Genomic DNA, 21,172 nt, shown 5'->3' on the forward strand with positions numbered 1-21,172 from the left:
GCTACCGGGTGATGGCCGGGCCGAAGGTGAGCTCCTCGCTGTGGCGGGCCTCGCCATCTGGCAGCTCGCCGAGGTAGAACCGAGTCGACATGGTGCGTTCGGTCAGGTCGAATACCGAGCGCCACAGCGTCCGCATCGGATACAGCATCGAGTTGGCCGCGGTGAAGCCGATCTCGTCCAAGGTAGAGCGCAGTGCCGAGCCCGTCGTCGCGGGTTCGGTGGCCCGCTTCCGCAGCATGCGGTAGCGCTCGTAGGTCCGCAGCGTCTCCTCGGTGTCCTCGGGCAGTGCCGCCGGGTCGGGATGGCGGTGCAGCAGGTGGTTGGTGACGCAGAGGGCGCCACTGTCGGACTCGACGATGTGCTCGTCGCCGCCGGGCCCGTGTTCCCAGACGAACGAGTTGCCTTCCGCGTCGGCGATCAGGTAGTGCAACGGCGTCCCGAGGTCGTACTGTTTCGCGCCGAGCAGTGCACGCTTGGCTTCGTCCGCGGTGGCGCACGTCTCGAGGACGAACCGAGGTAGCTGTGTGCTGGAAAGTCCGACCTGGGGTTCGTCGACGACAGGCGCGCCCGCTGTCCCGGAGTCGGCGATGAGCAGCGCCACCGCGAGCCCGTACTCGTTGATGCCCTCCATGCAACAGTCCAGTTCGTTCATGGTCAGCACCGTGGTGGCCGGGCCATCGTCGGGCACGGTGGTGACGACATAGGGCCGCCCGGCCATGGGCGGGCCGGTGTCCTCGACCGTTCGTCCCGAGAGCATGGCGAACAACGCGGACGCGCTGGTGGTGAAGAAGTCGTAGTTGCGACCGAGCAGGCCGTGCCCGTTCTCCGTGACCTGCGGCGGGTAGAACGTCGATGAGCACGCGGAACCTTCTGGCGTCCCGGTCAACCCATCCAGGTAGGCACTTCTGATGTCGATTCCCAGCGTTTCGGCGGCTCCGAGCATTCTGGCGTGATGCTGCGGCCAGTTGCGTTCGAACCAGTCGAGCCTCGCCCCGGCCCGCAGCGGATCGGCGGGTTGTGGACGCCAGCCGTAGCCGGAGCGTGCTTCCTCGGCGAGAAAGCGGCCGATGTCGATCTGACTGCCGTGCGCAGTCAATTGACGGACGGTCATGAAGTCCGCCTCGCCACCGCCCGCGACGATGTCGTTGCTGGTGTTCATTTGGCTTCTCCTTGAGTGATCGAATATGCGTACAAAGTACCCATCTGCCGAGGAGGCGCGCGAGCTTTCGCCGAATAACCGGGGGTTATCCCTACCTGTGCCCTAGTGCACGCGTTTTGCGCTCTAGTACACTTCGGACATGAAACCCAGTGTGCCGCCCTACCTTCGGATTGCGGGAGAGATCGGCGATCGCATCGCCCGCGGCGAGCTGCGCCCCGGCGACCGGGTCCCGTCAGCCAGGTTGATCATGCGCGAATGGGGCGTGGCAATGGCGACGGCGAGCAAGGTGCTCACCACGTTGCGCCACGATGGCCTTGTCGAGGTACGCCCCGGTGTCGGCACCGTCGTACTCACCGCGGGGCGCGCGACTCCGGCGGTGCGGGTGCCCACGGAGGGAACGCTCACCACGGCGCGGGTCGTAGAGGCAGGCATCGCCGTGGCTGACGCCGACGGTCTCGATGCGCTGTCCATGCGGCAGGTCGCCGCCGACCTCGGAGCCGGGGTCATGTCGCTGTACCGGCACGTGGCGAACAAGGACGAGCTGATACGACACATGATCCGTGCCGTGTTCGCTGAACGCGAGCTTCCCGCGCCCGCCCCTGAAGGCTGGCGCGCGAAACTGGAGTTGGTGAGCCGCGTCCAGTGGGAGCTCTACCGGCGGCATCCATGGCTCGCCGCGCAGGTCTCCATGACCCGGCCGATGCTGCTTCCGGAAATGATGGCGCACACCGAGTGGGTCCTGGCCGCGCTCGAAGGGCTCGGGCTGACCCGCCTGGAGATGACGCGCGAAGCGGTCGCGCTGCCCGCGTTCGTCCGGGGGGTCGCGCTGTCTGTCGCGGACGAGATCGAGGCGGAACGGAACACCGGGCTCACCAGCCAGCAGTGGTGGCTGTCGCTGCGGCACGAGGTGGAGGCGTTGTACGGCCGCTTCCCGCGGTTGGTCCTGATGGAGGACGACGTCGCCAAGGACCTCGACGCGGTGTTCGCCCACGGGCTCGCCCGCCATCTCGACGGCCTTGGTGTGGCCATCCGGCACCGGCGGAACCGGTAGCGGCTCCAGTACGCATGCGATTGACATGATCAAGCTTCAGTTCGGTTCACGCAAACCTATGTTGACCGTAATCAAAAGTGCGCTTAGTGTTCCAGGTCATACGAGACCCAGCTGACACTTGCCGGTCGGGGTCGCCCCTGCGAGGCCGCTGCTGACGGTGGCATCCACGCAGGTCAGCGCCCTTGGAGCGGACAGAAGTAGGAGCCACCATGTGTTACGGATTCGATGGTGATGCGGCACTGGGGCACTCACTCACCGAGCGTGGGATGAGCCGCCGAACCATGTTGCGCGGAGCGCTGACGGGGGCGGTCGGGGCGGGCTTGCTTGCCGCGGGCCTCGGTGGGGCGCCGGCGCATGCCGCCGGTCGAGCGACCGGCAGGCCGCGCGTGCCACCAGGTCTGATCAGCATCCAGTTGTGGACCTTGCGCGACGCCCTCTGGGGTTCGCCCGGATTCGACGGCACCCTGCGCGCCATCGCCGACCTGGGCTACCCCAAGGTCGAGCAGGCTCTGGGCTACTTCGGTCGCACGGCAGGTGAACTGCGCGCCTTCTACGACGACCTCGGGATCTCGGCGACCTCGAGCCACGACGGCATCAGCGAGAACCGGCAGGCGCTGGAGACCAAGATCGACAACGCCGCCACCCTCGGCCAGTCGTTCATGGTCGTGCCGTACCTGAATTCCGCGAAGGCCGACGACTGGCGGCGCTGGGCCGAGGAGATGAACCGGGAAGGGGAGGCCGCACGGGCATCCGGGCTGCGCTACGGATATCACAACCACGCCCACGAGTTCACCACCGATCTCGGCGGTGGCACGACGCCGTGGGATGTGTTGACCGCTGAACTCGATCCGTCACTGGTGCACCTGGAGATCGACCTGTACTGGGTGGTTCGCGGCGGGATCGAGAACGGAGACGGAGCAGCCGACCCCGAGGGCTTCGCCATCGACGTCATCCGCTCCGCACCGCAACGCGTGCTGCAGTACCACGTGAAGGACCGGCACGCCGACACCGGCGACATGGCCGACCTCGGCACCGGAATGATCGACTTTCCGCGCATCTTCCGGGCCCACTCGGTTCTCGAGTACATCGTCGAGAACGACACCCCCGACGTCAGTCCGCTGCAGAGTGCCGAAGTGGGCTACCGCTATCTGCGCGGACTGCGCTACTGAACCCGGGACCGGTCCACATCGGACTCCTTGGCAATGATCCAACACTCCCCACCCAACCGAACAGTGATGAGAGGTAGGTGACCATGCGGGCATCACGCATGGTGGCAGTGCTCGCCGCGGCGGGGGCGGCCCTCGCCGTCGCACAGCCGGCATCGACGGCCGAGCCGCTGCGGCCTGACGATTCGGCGTTTCAGAAGGTGACACTCAACGACACACCCGGTGAGCCGGTGGACCTCGCGGTCGTACCCGACGGCCGGGTGCTGCACACCACCCGCGCCGGCGAACTCTGGTTGAACGACCCGGACAGCGGCCTGAACACGCTCGCGGCGGAGCTGGACGTATACAGCCATGACGAGGAAGGGCTGCAGAGCGTCGCCGTCGACCCCGGCTTCGACGGCAAGAGCAACCGTTGGGTGTACCTGTACTACGCCCCACCGATGAACACGCCGACCGACGATCCGTCCACACCGGACATCAATGAGGGCGACGCGCCGACGACCGGCACGGCGGCCGACTTCGCTCCGTTCGAGGGCATTCAGCGGTTGTCCCGGTTCCAGCTGGTCGGGGACAAGCTCGACCTGTCGACCGAGCAGCAGATCCTCGAGGTCAAGGAGGACCGCGGCATCTGCTGTCACGTGGGCGGCGACATCGTCTTCGACGGCGACGGCAACCTGTACCTGTCGACCGGCGACGACACCAACCCGTTCGAGTCCGACGGCTACGTTCCCCTCGACGAGCGTGCGAACCGCAACCCCGCCTTCGATGCCCAGCGCACCTCCGCGAACACGAACGACCTGCGGGGCAAGGTGCTGCGCATCCAGGTGCAACAGGACGGCTCCTACTCGATCCCGGAGGGGAACCTCTTCGAGCCGGGCACCGCGGGCACCCGGCCGGAGATCTACCTGATGGGCCTGCGCAACCCGTTCCGGATCGAGGTCAACCAGGAGACCGGCGAGCTCTACGTCGCCGACTACTCGCCGGACGCGGGGTCGCCCGACCCGGAGCGTGGGCCGGCAGGGCAGGGCCGCTGGATCGCCACGAGCGAGGCCGGTAACTACGGCTGGCCCTACTGCGTCAAGCCGGACATGCCCTATGTGGACTACGACTTCGCCACCGGCCAGTCGGGTGAGCCGTTCAACTGCGCGGCACCGGTGAACGAGTCACCGAACAACACCGGTCTGACGCAGCTGCCCCCGGTCGAGCAGCCGGAGATGTGGTACTCCTACGGCGAGTCCGAGCAGTTCCCTGAACTCGGTACCGGCGGGATCGGCCCGATGGCCGGGCCTGCGTACGACTTCGACCGCGCCGCCACCCGAGGACGAGCCCCGGTGGCATGGCCCGAGTACTACGACGGTGCGCCGCTGTTCTACGAGTGGACCCGCGACTACATCAAGGCATTCCGGCAGAACGACAGCGGAGGTGTCGCATCCATCGAGGACGTTGTCCCTTCGGTCGATGTGTCGGGTGTGATCGACATGGAGTTCGGTGCCAACGGCGCGCTCTACGTGCTCGAGTACGGCAAGGGCTACTTCGCGGAGAACCCGGACGCGCAACTGGCTCGGATTGACTACATCGGACCGAATGGCAACCACACGCCGACCCCGAAGGCGTCGGCCGACGTGACCAACGGGCAGGCCCCGTTGACCGTCTCGTTCTCGAGTGACGGCACGCATGACCCAGAGGGTGACCGGTTGCGGTACGAATGGGACTTCGACTCCGACGGCGACGTCGACTCCCGGAGTAGTAACCCCACGCACACCTATCGGGAGAACGGCGTCTACACCTCGAGCCTGAAGGTGACCGATGTCGGCGGCAAGCACCGTGGCCGCTCGGCCTCGGCCGAGGTCGAGATCGTGGTCGGCAACACGGCGCCCGTGGTGGAGTTCGTCAAGCCGGTCGACGGGCAGGCCTTCGAATTCGGTGACGTGATCGAGTTCGAGGTGAGTGTGACCGACGATCAGACGGTCGACTGCTCGCAGGTTCAGGTGACCTACATCCTGGGCCACGACGACCACGGTCATCCGCAGACGACGGCCTCCGGTTGCACCGGGACCATCCAGACCACGATCCCGGGAGGCCACGACCCGGAACACGACGAGCTGCGTGGTGTTTTCCACGCGACCTACACCGATCCGGGTGCCGACGGCGTGCCCGCGCTGTCCGGTGACGCCGAGATCGTTCTGCAGCCACACGGCTGAGAGCTGACCCGGCCCGCCCGTGGTACCCCGTCTGTCGCGGGGTGCCACGGGCGGTCGGCTTTGCGCCGGTCTAGCCGTGCAGGAGTGCGCTCCGGCCGGGAGGGCGGAACGCGGAGGTGCCCAGCCCCGTCGGGTGGAACGAAAACTTCTCTCGCGGTCCGGTGGCCGCGCCGCCGCGGAGGTCTTCCTCCTTGTACCGCACACAGGTCCGATGCCACTCCATGATTCCCGCCATCCAGTCCTTGAGGTCATCGACGTGCCGGGTGAGGGCGCCGCGCACCTGCACATCGAGGTCGTACTCGTCGAACATCGCGGGCAGGCCGTGTTTGACGAGGTGTTCGAACTCCCGCATCCGCTCGGCCATCAGGCCGGCGACGACGTCGCGGGCGGCGAGGCGGTCGACGTTGAGGAAGTTCTCCACGACGAGGACCATGTTGTGCACCTCGCCCTCGAACTCGATCTCCTTCTGGTAGGAGAACAGGTCATTGGTGAAGCAGGCGTAGTCCTGGGCCGCGGTGTCCAGCTCGTGCATCACCCGCGTCCGGTAGAGCTCGGCAGGTATCGGCTCGTTGGCGGATAGTCTGGCGAGGCTCATCGTCATATCGGAACCGAACGTCCTGCGGCGCATCTCCACGTAGTCGATCGGGTCGGGAATCCGGTTGTGCGCCTGGTTTTCCAGCTCCCACAGCCAGCTCGAGGTCATGTCCTCGACAGCGGTGCGGAACTCCGTCCTCGCGGCCAGCGACATCGGCCCTGCCGTCCGCTGCCACAGATCGGCCAGTCCCCGTTCGAGCGCGTTCACCGGTTCCGGCGTTTCCCCTGCGTCCAGCGGCATGAACGCGGCGAACCGTTCCTGGCACAACTTCGCTCCGGACAGGTTTCTAGAACTTCCGAACACCGCGGGAAAGTAGTCGTCGCCGTAGGTGCCCCAGGCCAGCCAGTCGGAGGAGAGCTCGAGCTGCACCTGACTCGCGTCAGCGTGGATCATCGCCGCGCAGTGCGCGAGATCGAACCCGGTGAACTTCTCCTCGTCCCAGACGGCGCCGAACTCGGTTCCCGGCACCGGGGCGAACATACCGGCCCATTCCGCCCAGCCGACGGCGTATTTACGCGCCGCGTCCAGATGTGGACTGGTGCGGACCGGGTACGGCAGGTAGAAGTCCGGCAACGGCAGGTGACCGACCGGTGTGAACGGCCGGTGTGCGTGTCGCGGGCCGCGATGGCGGAGTCCCTGAGTGAAGAGCGAAGCGGCGGCCGTGCCCAGACCGGTCGGCCCGCCGAGCGGGTTCGGCGCGATCGAAGCCGCTTCCTCGTTCATGTACCGGCTGGACCTGGCATGCCACTCGTGCCCACCCGACTGCCAGTCCTGCAGGCCCTTGACATAGGCCGCGACGCCGCCCTGCTCGTGGGGTGGGATCGCGTGCTCGGCAAGCAGCGCGGGAACCTCGCCGAGCGCGGTGTTCTCGAACTGCTGCAGCCTGGACGTCAGCAGGTCGTTCACCAGTTCCGCGGCCTGCTGCGTCGAGCAGTCGAGGAAGCGTTCGAACACCAGCACCGCGTTGGAGTTCTCGCCCTCCTCCTGCACCTCGCGCTGGTAGGAGAACAGGTCGTTGCGCAGGTGCACGGCGTCGGCGAAGGTGTCGGAAAGGACGCGCATCGGCCGGGTCGCGGCTATCCTGTCGGGAATCTCGGCGCCGACGGCGTACTCCACCAGGTTCGCCGACCATGGCGCACCACCGACTCGCCTGCGCATCTGCATGTACTCGATGGGATTGGCGATCCGTCCGCGATCGATGTTGTCCAGCTCCCACATGGACTCGATCATCAGGTTGTGAGTGGTCGTCGTGAACCGCCTTCGCCAGCCTTCGGACATCGATGGGACCGTGCGCTCCCACAGATCCCGCAGCCCGGCTTCGGCCGGATTTTCCGGCTCGGGCGGCGTTTCCCCCGGCGCGGACATGAATCGCTCCAGGCGGTCGAGGTACTCCTTCGCACCGGCCAGATCACGGGAGTACTTGAACTGCTCGAGGAAATGGTCGTCGAAGAAGAAGACCCACACGTACCAGTCGGTGATCAGATCCAGCGCGAGGCTGTCGCAGTCCGGATGGGTGTACCCGCACATCAGGGCGTAATCCATCTGTGCCAGCTTTTCCTCGTCCCAGACGAGGCCGCCGCTGGGCTTCGGCGCGTCCAGCATGCCCATGCGCTTCGCCCACTGCGTGCTGTGCTCGCGGGCACGCTCGAGGTTCGGGTTCATCCTCGCCGGGTGCGGTGTGTAGAACTCGGGCAACGTGAAGGACTGCATGGCCGGAATCCATTCTCTGTGTCTTTTCGAAAGGCGCTGCGCTCGCGGAAACGGCGTCTCTCACCTGCACCACCCTCACTGCCTTGCCGAGGGTGGCAACGTGAAGCGGATCGTTTCGTGTGCGGTCTCCCGTTGTGCGACGCTGACTGGGCCGAGAGCGCCGAGCGCTTCGATGACGGCGTCGACGAGTCGTGGTGGAGCAGAGGCGCCCGCGGTCAGACCGACGACACCGACGCCGTCCAGCCACTCCGGGCGCAGCTCGCCGACGTCTTCGATACGTGCCGCGGCGGTTCCGCACCGCTGGGCGAGTTCCACGAGCCGCACGGAATTCGACGAGTTCGCCGAGCCGACCACGAGCACCAGATCGGCCTCCTCGGCGATCGCCCGCAGCGCGTCCTGCCGATTGGTGGTGGCATAGCAGATGTCCTCGGAGGCTGGACCGCGCAGCTGCGGGAACCGCTTGCGCAGGGCGGCGATCACCTCGACGGTCTCGTCCACCGCGAGTGTGGTCTGGGTCAGGTACGAGACCCTGCTCGGGTCGGGTACGTCCAGAGTGGCCACCTCGTCCGCGGTCTGCACGAGGACCGTGTGTTCCGGTGCCTCGCCGAAGGTCCCCTCGACCTCCTCGTGCCCTTCGTGTCCGATCAGGATCACCGTGTCACCCCGGCCGGCGAATCGGCGGGCCTCGGCGTGCACCTTGGTAACCAGTGGGCACGTGGCGTCGACCACCTCGAGGCCGCGTTCGGCGGCGGTGTCGCGGACCGCCGGCGAGACGCCGTGCGCCGAGAACACCAGCGTCGAACCGGAAGGCACTTCGTCCAGGTCGTCCACGAACACGGCGCCGCGAGCCTCCAGTTCACCGACGACGTGGGTGTTGTGCACGATCTGCTTGCGCACGTGGATCGGCGCACCACGACGGCGTAGCAGTTCGTCGACGATGTCAATGGCTCGTTCGACCCCGGCGCAGAAGGAACGCGGAGACGCGAGCAGGATCGTGCGTGGACCGGCCACGGCTCGCCACGCCGGATCCTGGACGTCGATGTGCACCCTCGCTTCGTGCCCTGGCATGTGGCTCCTTCGTCGACGGGCCCCGATTGCCGGGGCGTGCGTTCAGTGGTCCCGACGGGTGAGCAGCCCGGCCAGCGTGGCCAGCTCGGCAGCCGCCCGCGGCTCGGGTCGCGCCGCACGGAGGTGGCCGAGTGCCCTGCGGAGAAGGTCGTCCGCGCTGGCCTGACTCCAGTCCCGCGCCCCTGCCTCGTCGATCAGTGCGGCGGCGCGGCGCAGATCCGCCTCGCTGAGCGGCCGCTCTCCCGCGTACAGCGCGGCCAGCGCGCGTCCCGGCTCAGCCGAACCACCCTGCTTTGTCGACCCGCAGAGGGTGGCCACGACCGGCAGCGTCTTCTTCCGGCTCTTCAGGTCGGAGTACACCGGCTTGCCCGTCGCGGCAGGGTCGCCCCAGATACCGAGCAGGTCATCGACGAACTGGAATGCGAGGCCGAGATGCTCGCCGAAGCCGCGAAGCTGGCGCACCTGCTCCAAGCTGCCGTCGGCGGCTACCGCACCGAGGGCGGCGGCGCAGCCCATCAGCGCGCCGGTCTTGCCCTCCGCCATCCGCCTGCACTCGTCCAGCGAGACCTCTTCGCGCCGCTCGAAGGCAAGGTCTTCCGCCTGGCCACGGACGAGTTCCTGGACCGCGGCGGCGAGAATCCGCATGCTCCTGGCAGCCGGGCCGCCCGCTGCGGCGAGCACGTCGAGCGCGAGCGTGAGCAGTGCGTCTCCGGTCAGGATGGCCGGCGCCGTACCGAAGACTGCCCACGCGGTGGGGCGGTGCCGCCGGGTGACGTCGCCGTCCATCACGTCGTCGTGCAGCAGGGAGAAGTTGTGTGCCAGTTCCACGGCGACAGCGGAGGGCACAGCGGCTTGCGGGGTGCCGCCGACAGCTTCGGCCGCGAGCAGTGCCAGCGCCGGTCGTACCGCCTTGCCCGTGGCGGCCTCGGTGGCCTTGCCGTGCTCATCCAGCCAACCGAGGTGGTAGGCGGCGATGTCCCTGACTGGCCGGGGCAATGTGTCGACCGCGGCGCGTAACGCGGGGCGGACCGTGTCCTGACTCCAGCGCAGCAGGTCCGCGGGCGGACGTGCCCCCACTGCATCATCCGTGGCCTGTTCTGTGCCGGGCACGTTCGTCATGTTCGTGGCGGACATCTGTTCACCGGCCGATCTCGACGTTCTCGAGGATGCCCAGTGCGTCCGGAACCAGGACAGCGGCCGAGTGGTAGGTGCTCACCAGGTAGGACATGACGGCCTTGTCGTCGACGCCCATGAACCGGACGTTCAGACCCGGCTCGTACTCGTCCGGCAGGCCCGTCTGACGTAGGCCGACGACGCCGTGGTGGTCTTCTCCCGTACGCATGGCGAGGATGGCACTGGTGTTGTGCTCGCTGACCGGGATCTTGTCACACGGGAGAATCGGGACCCCGCGCCAGCTCGTCACCTGGTGTCCCTTGAGCTCCATACTCGACGGATAGAGGCCGCGGCTGTTGCACTCCCTGCCGAAAGCCGCGATCGTGCGAGGGTGCGCGAGCATCAACTCGGTCTTGCGCCGCCGGGACAACAACTCGTCCAGGTCGTCGGGGCTGGGCGGCCCGTTGCGGGTGTGGATTCGCTGCTTGAGGTCGGCGTTGTGGAGGAGGCCGAAGTCGGGGTTGTTGACGAGTTCGTGTTCTTGGCGTTCGCGGAGTGCTTCGATGGTGAGGCGTAGCTGGTGTTCGAGTTGGTTCATGGGTTGGTTGTAGAGGTCGGCGACGCGGGTGTGGACTCGGAGCACGGTTTGGGCGACGCTGAGTTCGTATTCGCGGGGTCGGACTTCGTAGTCCACAAAGGTGGCTGGTAGGTCGGCTTCGCCTTCGTGTCCCGAGGCGATGTCGACCTCGGCCTCGCCATAGGCGTTCTGCGACGCGGAAGTCTGCCTGCGCTGTTCGTCCAGATGCCTGCGCAACGGTTCGCTGCGCTGGACGACTGCCTCGAACTCCGCGAGTGGCAGCGCGAGCACGGTGCACGGAGTGATGGTCTTGACACTGAACTCCCAGATGCTCTGCGAATCCAGTAGTGTCTCGTCCCCGAAATGATCGCCGTCGGCAAGTGTGCCCAGCACCGTGGGGTCACCGTAGCTGCCGGTGCCGAGCTTGTTGACCTTCCCGTGGGCGATCAAGTAGACGTGGTCACGCTGGTGTCCGAACTCGACGATCACCTCGCCGGCTCCCAACTCCTGTTGTTCGAACCGGCCGGCCAGTTCGGCCAGGGTCGGATCGTCGGTGAACCCCCGTAGCGGAGGGAGTTCGCCCAGTTCCGCCGGGATCACCTGAACGGCCGTACCGATGTTCGTGAACGTGACCCGGCCGTCGCCCACCGCATAGCTGAGCCGCCGGTTGACCCGATAGGTGCCACCCGCGGTCTCCACCCACGGCAGCATTCGCAGCAGCCAGCGCGAGGTGATTCCCTGCATCTGCGGCACGGACTTCGTCGTGGTGGCCAGATTCCTGGCGGCGGCGGTGCCGAGGCTCGACAACGCCCTTTGCCCGGTGGTTTCGATCGGTTCGGTAGCGGTCATGGCTCAACTCACCAGTTCCTGTTCGTGGCTCTTGTGTTCGAAGGGGGTAGCGAAGGACAGGCGGACTCAGGACTCCCGCCCGATCTCGACGTTCTCCAGCACGGCCAGCGCGTCCGGCACCAGGACGGCCGCCGAGTGGTAGGTGCTCACCAGGTAGGACATGATGGCCTGTTCGTTGATGCCCATGAACCGGACGTTCAGCCCCGGTTCGTACTCGTCCTGCAAGCCGGTCCGGTGCAGTCCGATCACGCCCTGGTTCGCCTCGCCGGTACGCAGCAGCATGATCGAGCTGGTGCGGGTGCCGGTGACCGGAATCTTGTTGCACGGCAGGATCGGAACTCCGCGCCAGGACGGCACCTGATGCCCGCCGTAGTCGGTGTTCATCGGGTAGACGCCGACCCGGTTGCACTCCCTGCCGATCGCCGCGATGGTCCTCGGGTGCGCCAGGAACACCGCCGGCTCCTTCCAAACCATCGCGAGCAGGGCGTCCAGATCGTCCGGTGTCGGCGGGCCGCTACGGGTCTGCAGACGCTGCTTGAGGTCGGCGTTGTGGAGGAGGCCGAAGTCGGGGTTGTTGACGAGTTCGTGTTCTTGGCGTTCGCGGAGTGCTTCGATGGTGAGGCGTAGCTGGTGTTCGAGTTGGTTCATGGGTTGGTTGTAGAGGTCGGCGACGCGGGTGTGGACTCGGAGCACGGTTTGGGCGACGCTGAGTTCGTATTCGCGGGGTCGGACTTCGTAGTCCACAAAGGTGGCTGGTAGGTCGGCTTCGCCTTCGTGTCCCGAGGCGATGTCGACCTCGGCCTCGCCATAGGCGTTCTGCGACGCGGACGGCGCGGATGCTGCTCTGTCTATGTGCGCACGCAGTGCCGCGCCACGCTCGTCCAGTCCTTCCAGTGCCTGCCGCTCCAGTGCCAGCATTGTGCAGGAGGTGACCGCCTTGATCGTGCAGTCCCAATCACCCGGCGATCGGGTCAGCGCCCGGCCGCCGAAGTAGTCCCCATCTGCGAGTGTCCTGAGGACGGTGTGGTCACCGTATGCGCCGGCTCCGAGCTGGTTCACTTTGCCGTGTGCCAGCAGGAACACCTCGTCGACCGGCTGGCCCTGGACGGCCAGCAGGTCGCCTGGTTGGTACTCCCGCTGGACGAACCGACCGGCCAGCTCGCGCAGTACTTCCTCGTCATCGAAGCCGCGCAGCAAGGGGAGCTCGCGCAGTTCCTGGGGGATCACCCTGATCACTGCGCCGTCGCTGCTGAAGGTCACCCTGCCGTCGCCCACGGCGTATCGCAGTCTGCGATTCACTCGGTACGCACCGCCGGGAACCTCCACCCACGACAGCGCACGCAGCAGCCAGCGTGAGGTGATGCCCTGCATCTGCGGGACCGTTTTGGTCGTTGTCGCCAGGTTGCGTGCGGCAGTCGTGGCCAGGCTCGACGGCCGGCGTTCCTCGTCGTCGATACCGGCGCTGCCGCTCGGTCCTGCCGAGTCCGTCACAGTCACAATGCCAACCACCATTCTGATCGCAGAATTGTCCGAGGACTGAGAGTTGTCGAGAGCGCCGCCTGCCGAAGGTGGACGTCTTGATCGGCGACGCGGCCGTGAACCGAACATAGCAAAACTCCAGACACGCACAAGGACCTGAAAAATGTGTCACTCGACAAGAGCAATGCTGGAGCCACGGGGGAGCTTCCGGAATAAAAATGGATCATGGAATGTCACATCCAGCCACATCGTCCGACTTGGATGGACGCATCGACGACCCTAAAGGATTCCGTCTAATACGACCGAGAACACTAATTTTCGGCTGCATTCAAACGATCTTTAGGCCAAGTCGGTGACATGATCTACCCGGACCGAATCGATCGAATGAAGCGTTGTGGCTACCTCTTGTGACACGGGTGCACGTGTGGCTAGCTGGAGAGGGCCGAGTCGATCGACCGCCGTTCGGTACTTGGGGCAGTTCTGTATCTGTTGTTACTTAGACGCTTTTCGGAGGTACGTCAATTTGCGATGAACATATATCTCAGTGGTGTTATATGGGTGGTCGGCGCATCGGCGGTTGCCGGTGTCAGTGCTTATGTGGTTCGTCGTTTCGGTCAGGACGAGGGCAGGCCGGGCAACAACGACGCGGCCGGACAGGTGTTCACCATTGTCGCCGGCCTGCACGCTGTGCTGGTCGCGTTCGTGCTGATCGCGCAGTTCGACGCCGTCACCCAGGCCCGCAAAGGTTCTTACACCGAGGCGCAGGCCCTTGTCGCCGCGGCCTGGAGTGCCGACTCACTGCCGGAGCCCACCCGCAGCCAGGTACGGGCCCACAGCGCGGACTACGCCAGCACCGTGCTGGACGAGGAATGGCCGCAGATGCGCGCCGACACCGAAGTGAGTCGGTCGGGATGGGAACAGCTCGACCGGATCCAGGTCGACCTGGCGAAGGCGAAGGCCGACGAGAACTGGCAGGAGGAGCGAAAGACCCGGGCCACCGAAGCATTGACCGTGGTGGCCGAGGCCCGTCAGCAGCGGGTGCAGCAGGCCAACGGTGATCAGGTCGGCGCCGTGGTGTGGTTCGCGCTGATCCTCGGCAGTGTCATCTCAACGCTGTTGCCCAACCTGTTCGGAGGTACCCGGCTGGGTACGCATGTCATCATCGTGTCCACATTGGCCGGTACCATCACCTTGCTGCTGTTCGCGATCTACCAGCTGCAGAATCCCTTCAGCGGTGGCGCGGTGGTGGAGCCGGACGCGTTCAGAAACGCGCTCGAGCGGCTGCGCTGAGCGCCATGTCGCCGGATGCGCTTCCAGGCGGACGAGGCTCGGCGGTCCTGCTGGTCACCATCCTGCTCGTCCTGTTTGCGGCGCCGCAGGGACTTGCCGAGTATTCCCCCGCACAGCCTGCTGCGGACTGCACCGTGATGATGGTGCGTAGCGACAGCGGGAGTGGCGTCTCGACGATCAGCCGGGTGGACCTGCCATCGGCCACCGTCACCGAACTCCCGGCACTGCCACAGCAGGTCGACGCACTGGGATACGCGCAGTCGCAGTCACTGACATACGGCGTCGCTCGATCGGGTTCCGCGGTGACGATCGATCGCGACGGCAAGCTGATCGATCTCGGCGCCATCCGGTTCGGCGACCCGCCCGTACGGTGGAAAGGTCTCGGTGGAGCCAGCGCGGGCACGGTGGTCGGTGACCGCTGGTACATCCGCAAGAGCGGCTTTCTCTACATTGTGGACATCGAACGCCGTAGTCCAACCTACCTCAACATTCTTCGCGCGACCGCGCTCGCTCCGCCCGACCTGTCCGCGCTCGGAGACTTCGATGCCCACCCCCACGAGGGCGTCCTCCACGGCGTGTCGGTATCGGGTAAGGGCGACGTGACGGCCGTCCGGATCGACATCGGCACCGGCCGCATCACGCCGAATCGGGACGTTCAACTGCCGGGAGCGGACGCATTCGGTTCGGTCGTCTTCGGACCGGACGGGTCCGGTTACCTGCTCGCGGACCGGTCCTCCGGACAAAGGCAGCCTGTACCGGCTTTCCCCCGGCGGCCCCGGTGTGATCACCGAGATCGCGGCGGTACCGTCGTCGTCGATCTCGGACATGGCCGGGTGCCTGGGACCACGTCCACCTGAGCCCCCCTCGCCGACAGCACCACCGTCCCCGCCGACTGCACCACCGCCGCCAGCGGCGCCGACGTCCGAACCGGAACCTGAACCGGTGCCACCGGACCCGACGTCGGCGCCGGAACCACCCTCCGCGGTGCCGACGCCGGAGAGCGCGCCCGCGACCTCAGCCACGTCCTTCGCGCCACCGATGAAACGGCCGCCTGCCTGGTCGAACGAGCAGGAGCCGTACGCGGCGGCTGACAACGGCAGCACGGAGAAGAAGCGGCGGTGGGGGCTGACAGTGCTGTTGCTCGTGGTCGGCGGGGCGGCCGTCGTCCGGGCAGCGGGCCGGACGAGATGAGCGAATCTCGAATATGACACAGGGAATCGAGGAGGTCCGATGTCGATCCGCCGGAGACGACCGAAGTGGTGTGTGTTGCTCCTGGTCGTGCTCGTCGTGTCCTTGGGTGTGGCGTGGCCTGCGGTTGCCGACGACGGGCCGCCCGGAGTTCATCCGTCGGCTGTCGACCTGACCCTCGCCCCTGGTGAGTCGCGCGAGGTCGGCAAGCGGATCACCACCTCCTCCATTCCGTCGAACCCGGACCTGCACTTCCTTGCTGACACCACCAGCAGCATGGGTGCGGCGATCGCCGGTGTCCGGCAGAGTGCCGGAACCATCATGGACACCGTCCGCCGTGCGCAGCCGAGCGCTCGATTCGGCGTCGCCGAGTACCGCGATGTGCACGCTGATCTGGTGTCGTACCGGGTGAACCAGACGTTGACCGCTGATCCCGGGAAGGTCCGGGCGGGTATCGACCAATGGGTTGCCCAGGGTGGTGGTGACGCGCCGGAGGACGCGATCAACGCGCTGTACCGGCTTGCCGTGGACAGCCGCGCGGTCCGGACGGACACCACAAGGATCGTCGCGTGGTTCGGCGACGCACCCTCACACGACCCCAGCGGCGGCCATTCCTTGCAAGAGACGGTTGCCGCCTTACAGGAGGCGAACATCCGTGTCGTCGCGGTGGACTCCGCAGGTCTCGATGCGCATGGTCAGGCATCAGCCGTCACATCGGGCACCGGAGGTGTGCTGCTTCGCGGAGTCGCGCCGGACGCGATTGCCGACGCGATCCTGCGGGGCATCGCGGCCGTCGAGGTCACCGTGGCGCCCCACGTGACCGACTGCGCCCCCGAGTTGTCGGTACTCAACTCACCCGAGGCGCTTGTCGTGCCGAGTGGGAGCGTCGCTCGGTTCACGGAGAAGATCACCGTCGCGCCAGACGCCGCTCCCGGCACATATCGGTGCACCGTGGACTACCTGGTGGACGGGGTGTCGCGCGGATACGTCGAGCGGAACACCGTGCACGTACCCGGACTTCGCATCGACGACTCGACCGTGCGCGAGGGCGCGGCAGGCACCGCCCCGGCAACGTTCACGGTGACGCTCGCCCCGCCGGGCGGCCGGCCCGTGACGGTGGACTACGAAACGGCTGATGCCACGGCGACCACGCCGGACGACTACGCGAAAACCAGCGGCTCGCTCACTTTCGAGCCGGGGGAGACGACGAAGACCGTAGTCGTCGGAGTGCACGGCGATCTTGTGGACGAGAAGAACGAGAAGTTCACGGTGCGGCTCTCCGCCGCGAGCGGTGCGGGGATGGTCGACCCCGAAGGAGTCGGAACCATCACCGACGACGATCGCGACGGCACGTTCGGATGCACCGGCACGTCGGCCGAGCTCGCCGGGATCGCACCGGTCCGGGCGAACCCGGCGGGCTACCCGTGTCGGGACGACGACTCCGCCATGCCCGGCGGCGACCTCCGCGCCGGTGGAATCGTCGTGCGTGCGCGCGAACTGACCGCCACGGCCAACCGGACCCCGGATGATCTCGCGGTACCACCCGGCGCGGGTGACACTGCCCTCGGCACCGCCGGTCTGTCCAGCGCGACGGTGACCGCTCCGGGCCTGACAATCGAGTTCGGCGTGATCCGCGCAGAGGCATCGGTAACCTGTGTTGCCGATGCCGGCGGGTTGAAGCCGGAGTTGGCGAGCACCTCGAACATCGCGAGATTGTCGATCAACGGGGTGCCGGTGGACGTTGGCTCGGTCCCCTCGACGATCCCGCTGGCGATCGGTGCGCTCACTCTAAACGACACGAGCACCGACGGAACGACGGTTCGGCAGCGCGCGGTCACCCTCACCACCAAGGACGCGGTTCTCGTTCTCGCGGAGGCCGGCGCAGGTACAACCAGTAGCTCGTTGCATCCGGACGGCAGTGCCTGCCGGAGTCTGGAGCATTTCCGACGGATGCGTTGATTCCGATACTCGGTTACGAACACGCTGATGGCGAACGCGAGTGGAAGCGTTTTCATGCTTGATGACGTCGCGGAGTCGCCGCGGGCGGCCCAAGAGGCGCTGGAGACCAGCGGAGCCGGTGCCGTTCGTGCTGTGTTAGTCGTCCGGCTTTGCCGACTCCCACGAGCGGGCCGCTGCCGTCTGGAACGAGCACCTCGTCGATGAGTCGGTGTGAAGACAACGCAGCTGGAGGAAACCGACATTTAGGCCGCGGTGGGCGGGGTACCCGGTCAGTGGCTCATGGCCGGAGTCACCTGAAAGGAGGGCCGATGACCGCCACCGAACGCGTCACCGGAACACGGGACGAGCATTTCGACCTCACCAGCGTCCTGTACCACACGTTGCAGGAGGCCGAAACGCTGCAGCAGTACATCAACGACGCCAGGCAGGCCGGTGACGAAGAGGCAGCCGAACTCTTCCAGGAGTTGCGGGACCACGATCAGCACTGCGCCGGACAAGTGAAGAAACTGCTCGCCCAACGGTTCCAGCAGGCGAGCTCGTAGTTCCTGCTCGACGGGCCCTGGTGACCGGTAGCGCCGGGGCCCGGAGAGTGGGCACACCCCATCGCGTCAACCAGAGTGTCTGAAGTGGATGGTTGTGCTGGTTCTGCCACGTGTCCTGACAACGTTGTCGTCCGCTTTCCCTGGGAGTCACTCTGATTACGTCCGCTCGTTTCCGCTCACGTTCGCTTTCTCCGTCGGGATTCTACGGCTGGCACATGGTCGGCTGGTCCGCGTTGATGGTCGCGGCAACGGCGCCGGGCCAGACCGCAGCCGTCTCGGTGTTCATCGATCCGATGATCGCCGAACTGGGAGTGAGCCGCTCGGCGATCTCCACCGCCTATCTGATCGGGACGCTGACCGGGGCGGTGGCGATGCCGTTCGTGGGCAGGATGCTCGACCGTTTCGGCGTGCGGCGGGTGATGGCCGGGATCGGGATCGTGTTCTCGGCGGCCCTGTGCTCCCTGGCCGCGGTGAGTTCGATCGTGGGACTCACAGCGGGCTTCGTGGTGATCAGGATGGCCGGACAGGGTGCGCTGGGCCTCGCGGCCACCACCGCCGTCGCGTTGTGGTTCGACCGGCGGCGCGGCACCGCTGTCGGGATCGTCAGCGCTGTGGGCGCGTCGGCGATCTCGCTGGCGCCGGTGCTGCTGGAGAGCCTTGTCGCGGACTGGGGCTGGCGACGGACGTGGTTGGCCGAGGGCATCGCCATCGCGGTGCTGGTTGTGCCGGTTGCTCTGCTGGCGATGCGCAATCGCCCCGCTGACCTCGGACAACAGCCCGACGGCAAAGCCGCCGACCAGACCACGCCGCCGAGGGCGATCTGGGGTGTCACGCGTGCGGTCGCCCTGCGCACACCGTTCTTCTGGGTGGTCACCGCCGGGATCGCCGCGACCGGACTGCTGTCCACCGCGATCAACTTCCACCAGATCAGCCTGCTCACCGCCCGTGGTCTGAGCACCGTGGAAGCCGCCGCGAACTTCCTGCCACAGACCGTCGCCAACCTGCTGGGGACACTGCTGACGGGGATGCTGGCCGACCGCGTGCGCGGTCAGTGGCTCATCGCGGCGTCGATGACATGCCTGCTGGCCGCGTTGCTGCTCGGGACCGTGGTGTTGCCCGGCGTGCTTGCGATCCTGTTCGGCCTGCTCATCGGCACCGCGGGTGGCAGTATCCGAGCGCTGGAGGCGGCGGCCTTCCCGCGCCATTTCGGCACTCGTCACCTCGGTGCGATTCGCGGCATGGTCACGTCGGTGAGCGTGGGCTCGACGGCCTTCGGTCCGCTGCTGTTCGCCGGCCTGTATCAAGCCACCGGCAGCTACACGCCCGCACTTTTGGTCGCCGTCCCGATTCCGCTCGCCGTCGTGGTCGCCGCGCTGTGCATCCGGCCGCCGAACCTGGAGCGCGAGCACCACGAACGCGAGCGGTCCGGATCGGCGACGGGATAGCTCGGGGACGGTAGGGCTCGCTCAGCCTCCCGATGGTTCGAGGTCGACGTCGAGCAGGGTCGCGAACAGCTTCTCCAGGTGGAGTTGCCACGCGTCGCCGATCGCCTCGGTGTCCGCAGCCAGTGCGGGTGGACCGGTCTGGGTCACTTCGACGTAGGTGGCCAGTTCCGGGTCGTGCACGAGCCGCCAGCGAACCACCCCCGCGGGCGCGCCTTCGGGTGACCACCGGTAGGTCAGCTCGCGGGGCGCGTCCACCTCGGTGACCGAGCCGGGGAGCGCGGGGGCCACGGTGAAGCCATCCGGCGGAGCCTGGCCGGGATCGACCTGCTTTCCTTCGGTCAGTGCCGCCCACACCGTTTCGAACGGGCGCCACACCACGTCGAGTACGCAACGCACCTGGAAGCCAGTGTCGGTTTCGGACACCGAGGCTCCGGCAAGATTCCACTTCCGCAGGTAGTGCAGCATGATCGGCCGGTGGTCGACCGTCTCGGCCTCGCGGCCCTCGAGCCGGGCAACCATCGCGGCGAGACAGATGTCCCAGCCCGTGGCTGTGCGCCCCGCGGTGAACCCCGAGCCCGCGCCGAGTACCTGGGTGAACACGAGCACGCAGCCCCTGTCGTCGGGCAGGATCTCGAACCGCAGCACGTCGCTGTTCCAGCGGAACGCGTACACCTTCGGCGGGTCGAACTCCAGCACCTCGCCGCCGGACACCTCCTGTTCGCCCGGAAAGGTGAAGCGCATTTCGGCGCCCGCGCGCGGCTCGGTTTCGATCAGCGCGGGGAACCAGTGCGCCATTTCCTCCGGCGCGCTGATCGCGCGCCAGACCTTCTCCGGCGAGTGCGCGAGACGGCGTTCCAACCTGAGTACCGGCTTGTCGTCGAGTGTCTCCAGCTTCGCGGACTTCATCGGCTTTCCTCCTCGTCGGGCATGGTTTCCAGGTGGCGTTCGAGCGCGTCGAACCGCGAGTTCCACAGTTGGCGATACGGTTCGAGCCAGGCGTCGATCTCGACCAGCGGCTCCGGGAGCAGGCGGTACCACCTGCGCTGCGCCTCCTGGCGCACCTCAACCAGCCCCGCCTCCCGGAGGATCTTGAGGTGCTTGGACACCGTGGGCTGGGCGAGGGTCAAACAGTCCACCAGGTATCCCACCGGCCGCTCACCGGTACGGAGCAGATCGAGGATCTCGCGCCGACGCGGCTCCGCGAGCACTTCGAACGTATTTGCCATGCCAGCAATATAGACGCTCAGCAATATAAGTTGTCAACCCCGCGCCGCGACGTGCGGGTCTAGCTTGGAGCGTCTGCAAGTACCCCCAAGCAAGATCGACATACTCCTCAATCGCTACCAACTCGCGCCAGCCGTGCCGGGCGGCGGTCTGGTTGGCAGCGGTTGACGACGTACTTGATCTTGCTTGGGGGTACTTGCAGGCACTCTGACCTGGCTGGGTCAGGGGGTGCGCACGGCTTGATCAGGCGTTCCTCGGCGTCCTTGCCCGGCCGGATGCGGGGCAGACGGAGGATCCCTGCCAGCCACCGGGCTTTCCTGCGCCAGGGGCGGCTTCCGGTTGCACGCCGATCGCACGTCGTTCGGTGGCAGGAACGGTGAACGGCTCGTGGAACCAGGAGATGTGCACGTCCTCGTCGGTGCGTCCGCTGCCGATGTCCGGCTCCGTGGCGGGTTCACGCTCACCGAGGCCGCGCGGGTAGTCGGGCGTGATCGCGAGCTGCTGACGCCGACCACCGTCACCCCGCTCGACGATGGCGCAGCGGCAGGTTCTTGAC

At 66.8% G+C, this 21,172-nt stretch carries 18 protein-coding genes; 10 read left to right on the plus strand and 8 right to left on the minus strand.

All coding sequences use genetic code 11. The annotated features are described in order from the left end of the window. Position 1: 1 nt before the first annotated feature. On the minus strand, positions 2 to 1,159 hold the full coding sequence (locus BM199_RS22325; protein WP_091675254.1) for a C45 family peptidase: 1,158 nt from the start codon (positions 1,157 to 1,159) through the stop codon (positions 2 to 4). 139 nt (positions 1,160 to 1,298) lie between these two features. On the opposite strand from BM199_RS22325, the gene BM199_RS22330 reads away from it, so the two are divergent. The 3 genes from BM199_RS22330 to BM199_RS22340 all read left to right on the plus strand — a co-directional run bounded on the left by BM199_RS22330 (position 1,299) and on the right by BM199_RS22340 (position 5,577). Beyond that, a complete protein-coding gene (locus tag BM199_RS22330; RefSeq protein WP_091675255.1) occupies positions 1,299 to 2,210 on the plus strand; it encodes a TetR/AcrR family transcriptional regulator C-terminal domain-containing protein in 912 nt (303 codons plus the stop codon). A gap of 209 nt (positions 2,211 to 2,419) precedes the next feature. After that, entirely contained in the window at positions 2,420 to 3,379 is a 960-nt protein-coding gene (locus BM199_RS22335; protein ID WP_091675256.1) for a sugar phosphate isomerase/epimerase family protein, read from the plus strand. An 83-nt stretch (positions 3,380 to 3,462) separates the two neighbouring features. Further along, entirely contained in the window at positions 3,463 to 5,577 is a 2,115-nt protein-coding gene (locus tag BM199_RS22340; protein ID WP_091675334.1) for a PQQ-dependent sugar dehydrogenase, read from the plus strand. 70 nt (positions 5,578 to 5,647) lie between these two features. Here the strand turns inward: BM199_RS22340 and BM199_RS22345 are convergent, their stop codons facing one another. From BM199_RS22345 to BM199_RS22365, 5 genes are all read right to left on the minus strand, one after another. After that, positions 5,648 to 7,882 carry a terpene synthase family protein gene (locus BM199_RS22345; RefSeq protein ID WP_091675257.1) on the minus strand — a complete coding sequence of 745 codons (2,235 nt, stop codon included), beginning with the start codon at positions 7,880 to 7,882 and terminating at the stop codon, positions 5,648 to 5,650. Positions 7,883 to 7,957: 75 nt separating this feature from the next. Continuing rightward, entirely contained in the window at positions 7,958 to 8,950 is a 993-nt protein-coding gene (gene ispH, locus BM199_RS22350) for a 4-hydroxy-3-methylbut-2-enyl diphosphate reductase (protein WP_091675258.1), read from the minus strand. A gap of 42 nt (positions 8,951 to 8,992) precedes the next feature. Beyond that, entirely contained in the window at positions 8,993 to 10,084 is a 1,092-nt protein-coding gene (locus BM199_RS22355; RefSeq protein ID WP_245788544.1) for a family 2 encapsulin nanocompartment cargo protein polyprenyl transferase, read from the minus strand. 4 nt (positions 10,085 to 10,088) lie between these two features. Continuing rightward, positions 10,089 to 11,489, minus strand: coding sequence for a family 2B encapsulin nanocompartment shell protein (locus tag BM199_RS22360; protein WP_091675259.1), 1,401 nt, complete (start codon positions 11,487 to 11,489; stop codon positions 10,089 to 10,091). A 66-nt stretch (positions 11,490 to 11,555) separates the two neighbouring features. Continuing rightward, on the minus strand, positions 11,556 to 12,986 hold the full coding sequence (locus BM199_RS22365) for a family 2B encapsulin nanocompartment shell protein (protein WP_425425570.1): 1,431 nt from the start codon (positions 12,984 to 12,986) through the stop codon (positions 11,556 to 11,558). Between the two features lie 510 nt (positions 12,987 to 13,496). Here BM199_RS22365 and BM199_RS22370 point away from each other — a divergent pair. From BM199_RS22370 to BM199_RS22395, 6 genes are all read left to right on the plus strand, one after another. Continuing rightward, entirely contained in the window at positions 13,497 to 14,258 is a 762-nt protein-coding gene (locus BM199_RS22370) for a bestrophin-like domain (protein WP_091675261.1), read from the plus strand. 5 nt (positions 14,259 to 14,263) lie between these two features. Next, positions 14,264 to 15,115 (plus strand): hypothetical protein, encoded by an 852-nt coding sequence (locus BM199_RS22375; RefSeq protein WP_091675262.1) that lies wholly within the window; start codon positions 14,264 to 14,266, stop codon positions 15,113 to 15,115. An 85-nt stretch (positions 15,116 to 15,200) separates the two neighbouring features. Beyond that, positions 15,201 to 15,449, plus strand: a complete 249-nt coding sequence (locus BM199_RS22380) for a hypothetical protein (RefSeq protein WP_091675263.1) — start codon at positions 15,201 to 15,203, stop codon at positions 15,447 to 15,449. 39 nt (positions 15,450 to 15,488) lie between these two features. After that, on the plus strand, positions 15,489 to 17,405 hold the full coding sequence (locus tag BM199_RS22385) for a Calx-beta domain-containing protein (protein ID WP_091675264.1): 1,917 nt from the start codon (positions 15,489 to 15,491) through the stop codon (positions 17,403 to 17,405). 308 nt (positions 17,406 to 17,713) lie between these two features. Next, entirely contained in the window at positions 17,714 to 17,947 is a 234-nt protein-coding gene (locus BM199_RS22390; RefSeq protein WP_091675265.1) for a hypothetical protein, read from the plus strand. Between the two features lie 215 nt (positions 17,948 to 18,162). Beyond that, positions 18,163 to 19,392 carry an MFS transporter gene (locus tag BM199_RS22395; protein ID WP_218160402.1) on the plus strand — a complete coding sequence of 410 codons (1,230 nt, stop codon included), beginning with the start codon at positions 18,163 to 18,165 and terminating at the stop codon, positions 19,390 to 19,392. A 21-nt stretch (positions 19,393 to 19,413) separates the two neighbouring features. On the opposite strand, the gene BM199_RS22400 is transcribed toward BM199_RS22395, so the two are convergent. After that, complete coding sequence (locus BM199_RS22400; RefSeq protein WP_091675266.1) at positions 19,414 to 20,298, minus strand: SRPBCC family protein; 885 nt, start codon at positions 20,296 to 20,298, stop codon at positions 19,414 to 19,416. Continuing rightward, a complete protein-coding gene (locus BM199_RS22405; protein ID WP_091675267.1) occupies positions 20,295 to 20,618 on the minus strand; it encodes an ArsR/SmtB family transcription factor in 324 nt (107 codons plus the stop codon). Before BM199_RS22405 ends, BM199_RS22400 begins: the two co-directional genes overlap by 4 nt. Positions 20,619 to 21,003: 385 nt before the next feature. Here BM199_RS22405 and BM199_RS33960 point away from each other — a divergent pair, with 385 nt between their 5' ends. Further along, entirely contained in the window at positions 21,004 to 21,171 is a 168-nt protein-coding gene (locus BM199_RS33960; protein ID WP_177242741.1) for a hypothetical protein, read from the plus strand. Position 21,172: the final 1 nt, after the last annotated feature.

The organism is Amycolatopsis marina (assembly GCF_900111885.1).
GTDB lineage: Bacteria > Actinomycetota > Actinomycetes > Mycobacteriales > Pseudonocardiaceae > Amycolatopsis > Amycolatopsis marina.

Bases quoted from the DNA above. Each gene is read 5' to 3' on its own strand.
- BM199_RS22390 (WP_091675265.1), top strand. From the start codon at position 17,714: ATGACCGCCACCGAACGCGTCACCGGAACACGGGACGAGCATTTCGAC.
- BM199_RS22385 (WP_091675264.1), top strand. From the start codon at position 15,489: ATGTCGATCCGCCGGAGACGACCGAAGTGGTGTGTGTTGCTCCTGGTC.
- BM199_RS22370 (WP_091675261.1), top strand. From the start codon at position 13,497: ATGAACATATATCTCAGTGGTGTTATATGGGTGGTCGGCGCATCGGCG.
- ispH (WP_091675258.1), bottom strand. From the start codon at position 8,950: ATGCCAGGGCACGAAGCGAGGGTGCACATCGACGTCCAGGATCCGGCG.
- BM199_RS22405 (WP_091675267.1), bottom strand. From the start codon at position 20,618: ATGGCAAATACGTTCGAAGTGCTCGCGGAGCCGCGTCGGCGCGAGATC.
- BM199_RS22345 (WP_091675257.1), bottom strand. From the start codon at position 7,882: ATGCAGTCCTTCACGTTGCCCGAGTTCTACACACCGCACCCGGCGAGG.
- BM199_RS22375 (WP_091675262.1), top strand. From the start codon at position 14,264: ATGTCGCCGGATGCGCTTCCAGGCGGACGAGGCTCGGCGGTCCTGCTG.
- BM199_RS22325 (WP_091675254.1), bottom strand. From the start codon at position 1,159: ATGAACACCAGCAACGACATCGTCGCGGGCGGTGGCGAGGCGGACTTC.
- BM199_RS22335 (WP_091675256.1), top strand. From the start codon at position 2,420: ATGTGTTACGGATTCGATGGTGATGCGGCACTGGGGCACTCACTCACC.
- BM199_RS22400 (WP_091675266.1), bottom strand. From the start codon at position 20,298: ATGAAGTCCGCGAAGCTGGAGACACTCGACGACAAGCCGGTACTCAGG.
- BM199_RS22360 (WP_091675259.1), bottom strand. From the start codon at position 11,489: ATGACCGCTACCGAACCGATCGAAACCACCGGGCAAAGGGCGTTGTCG.
- BM199_RS22330 (WP_091675255.1), top strand. From the start codon at position 1,299: ATGAAACCCAGTGTGCCGCCCTACCTTCGGATTGCGGGAGAGATCGGC.
- BM199_RS22395 (WP_218160402.1), top strand. From the start codon at position 18,163: ATGGTCGGCTGGTCCGCGTTGATGGTCGCGGCAACGGCGCCGGGCCAG.
- BM199_RS22355 (WP_245788544.1), bottom strand. From the start codon at position 10,084: ATGTCCGCCACGAACATGACGAACGTGCCCGGCACAGAACAGGCCACG.
- BM199_RS22340 (WP_091675334.1), top strand. From the start codon at position 3,463: ATGCGGGCATCACGCATGGTGGCAGTGCTCGCCGCGGCGGGGGCGGCC.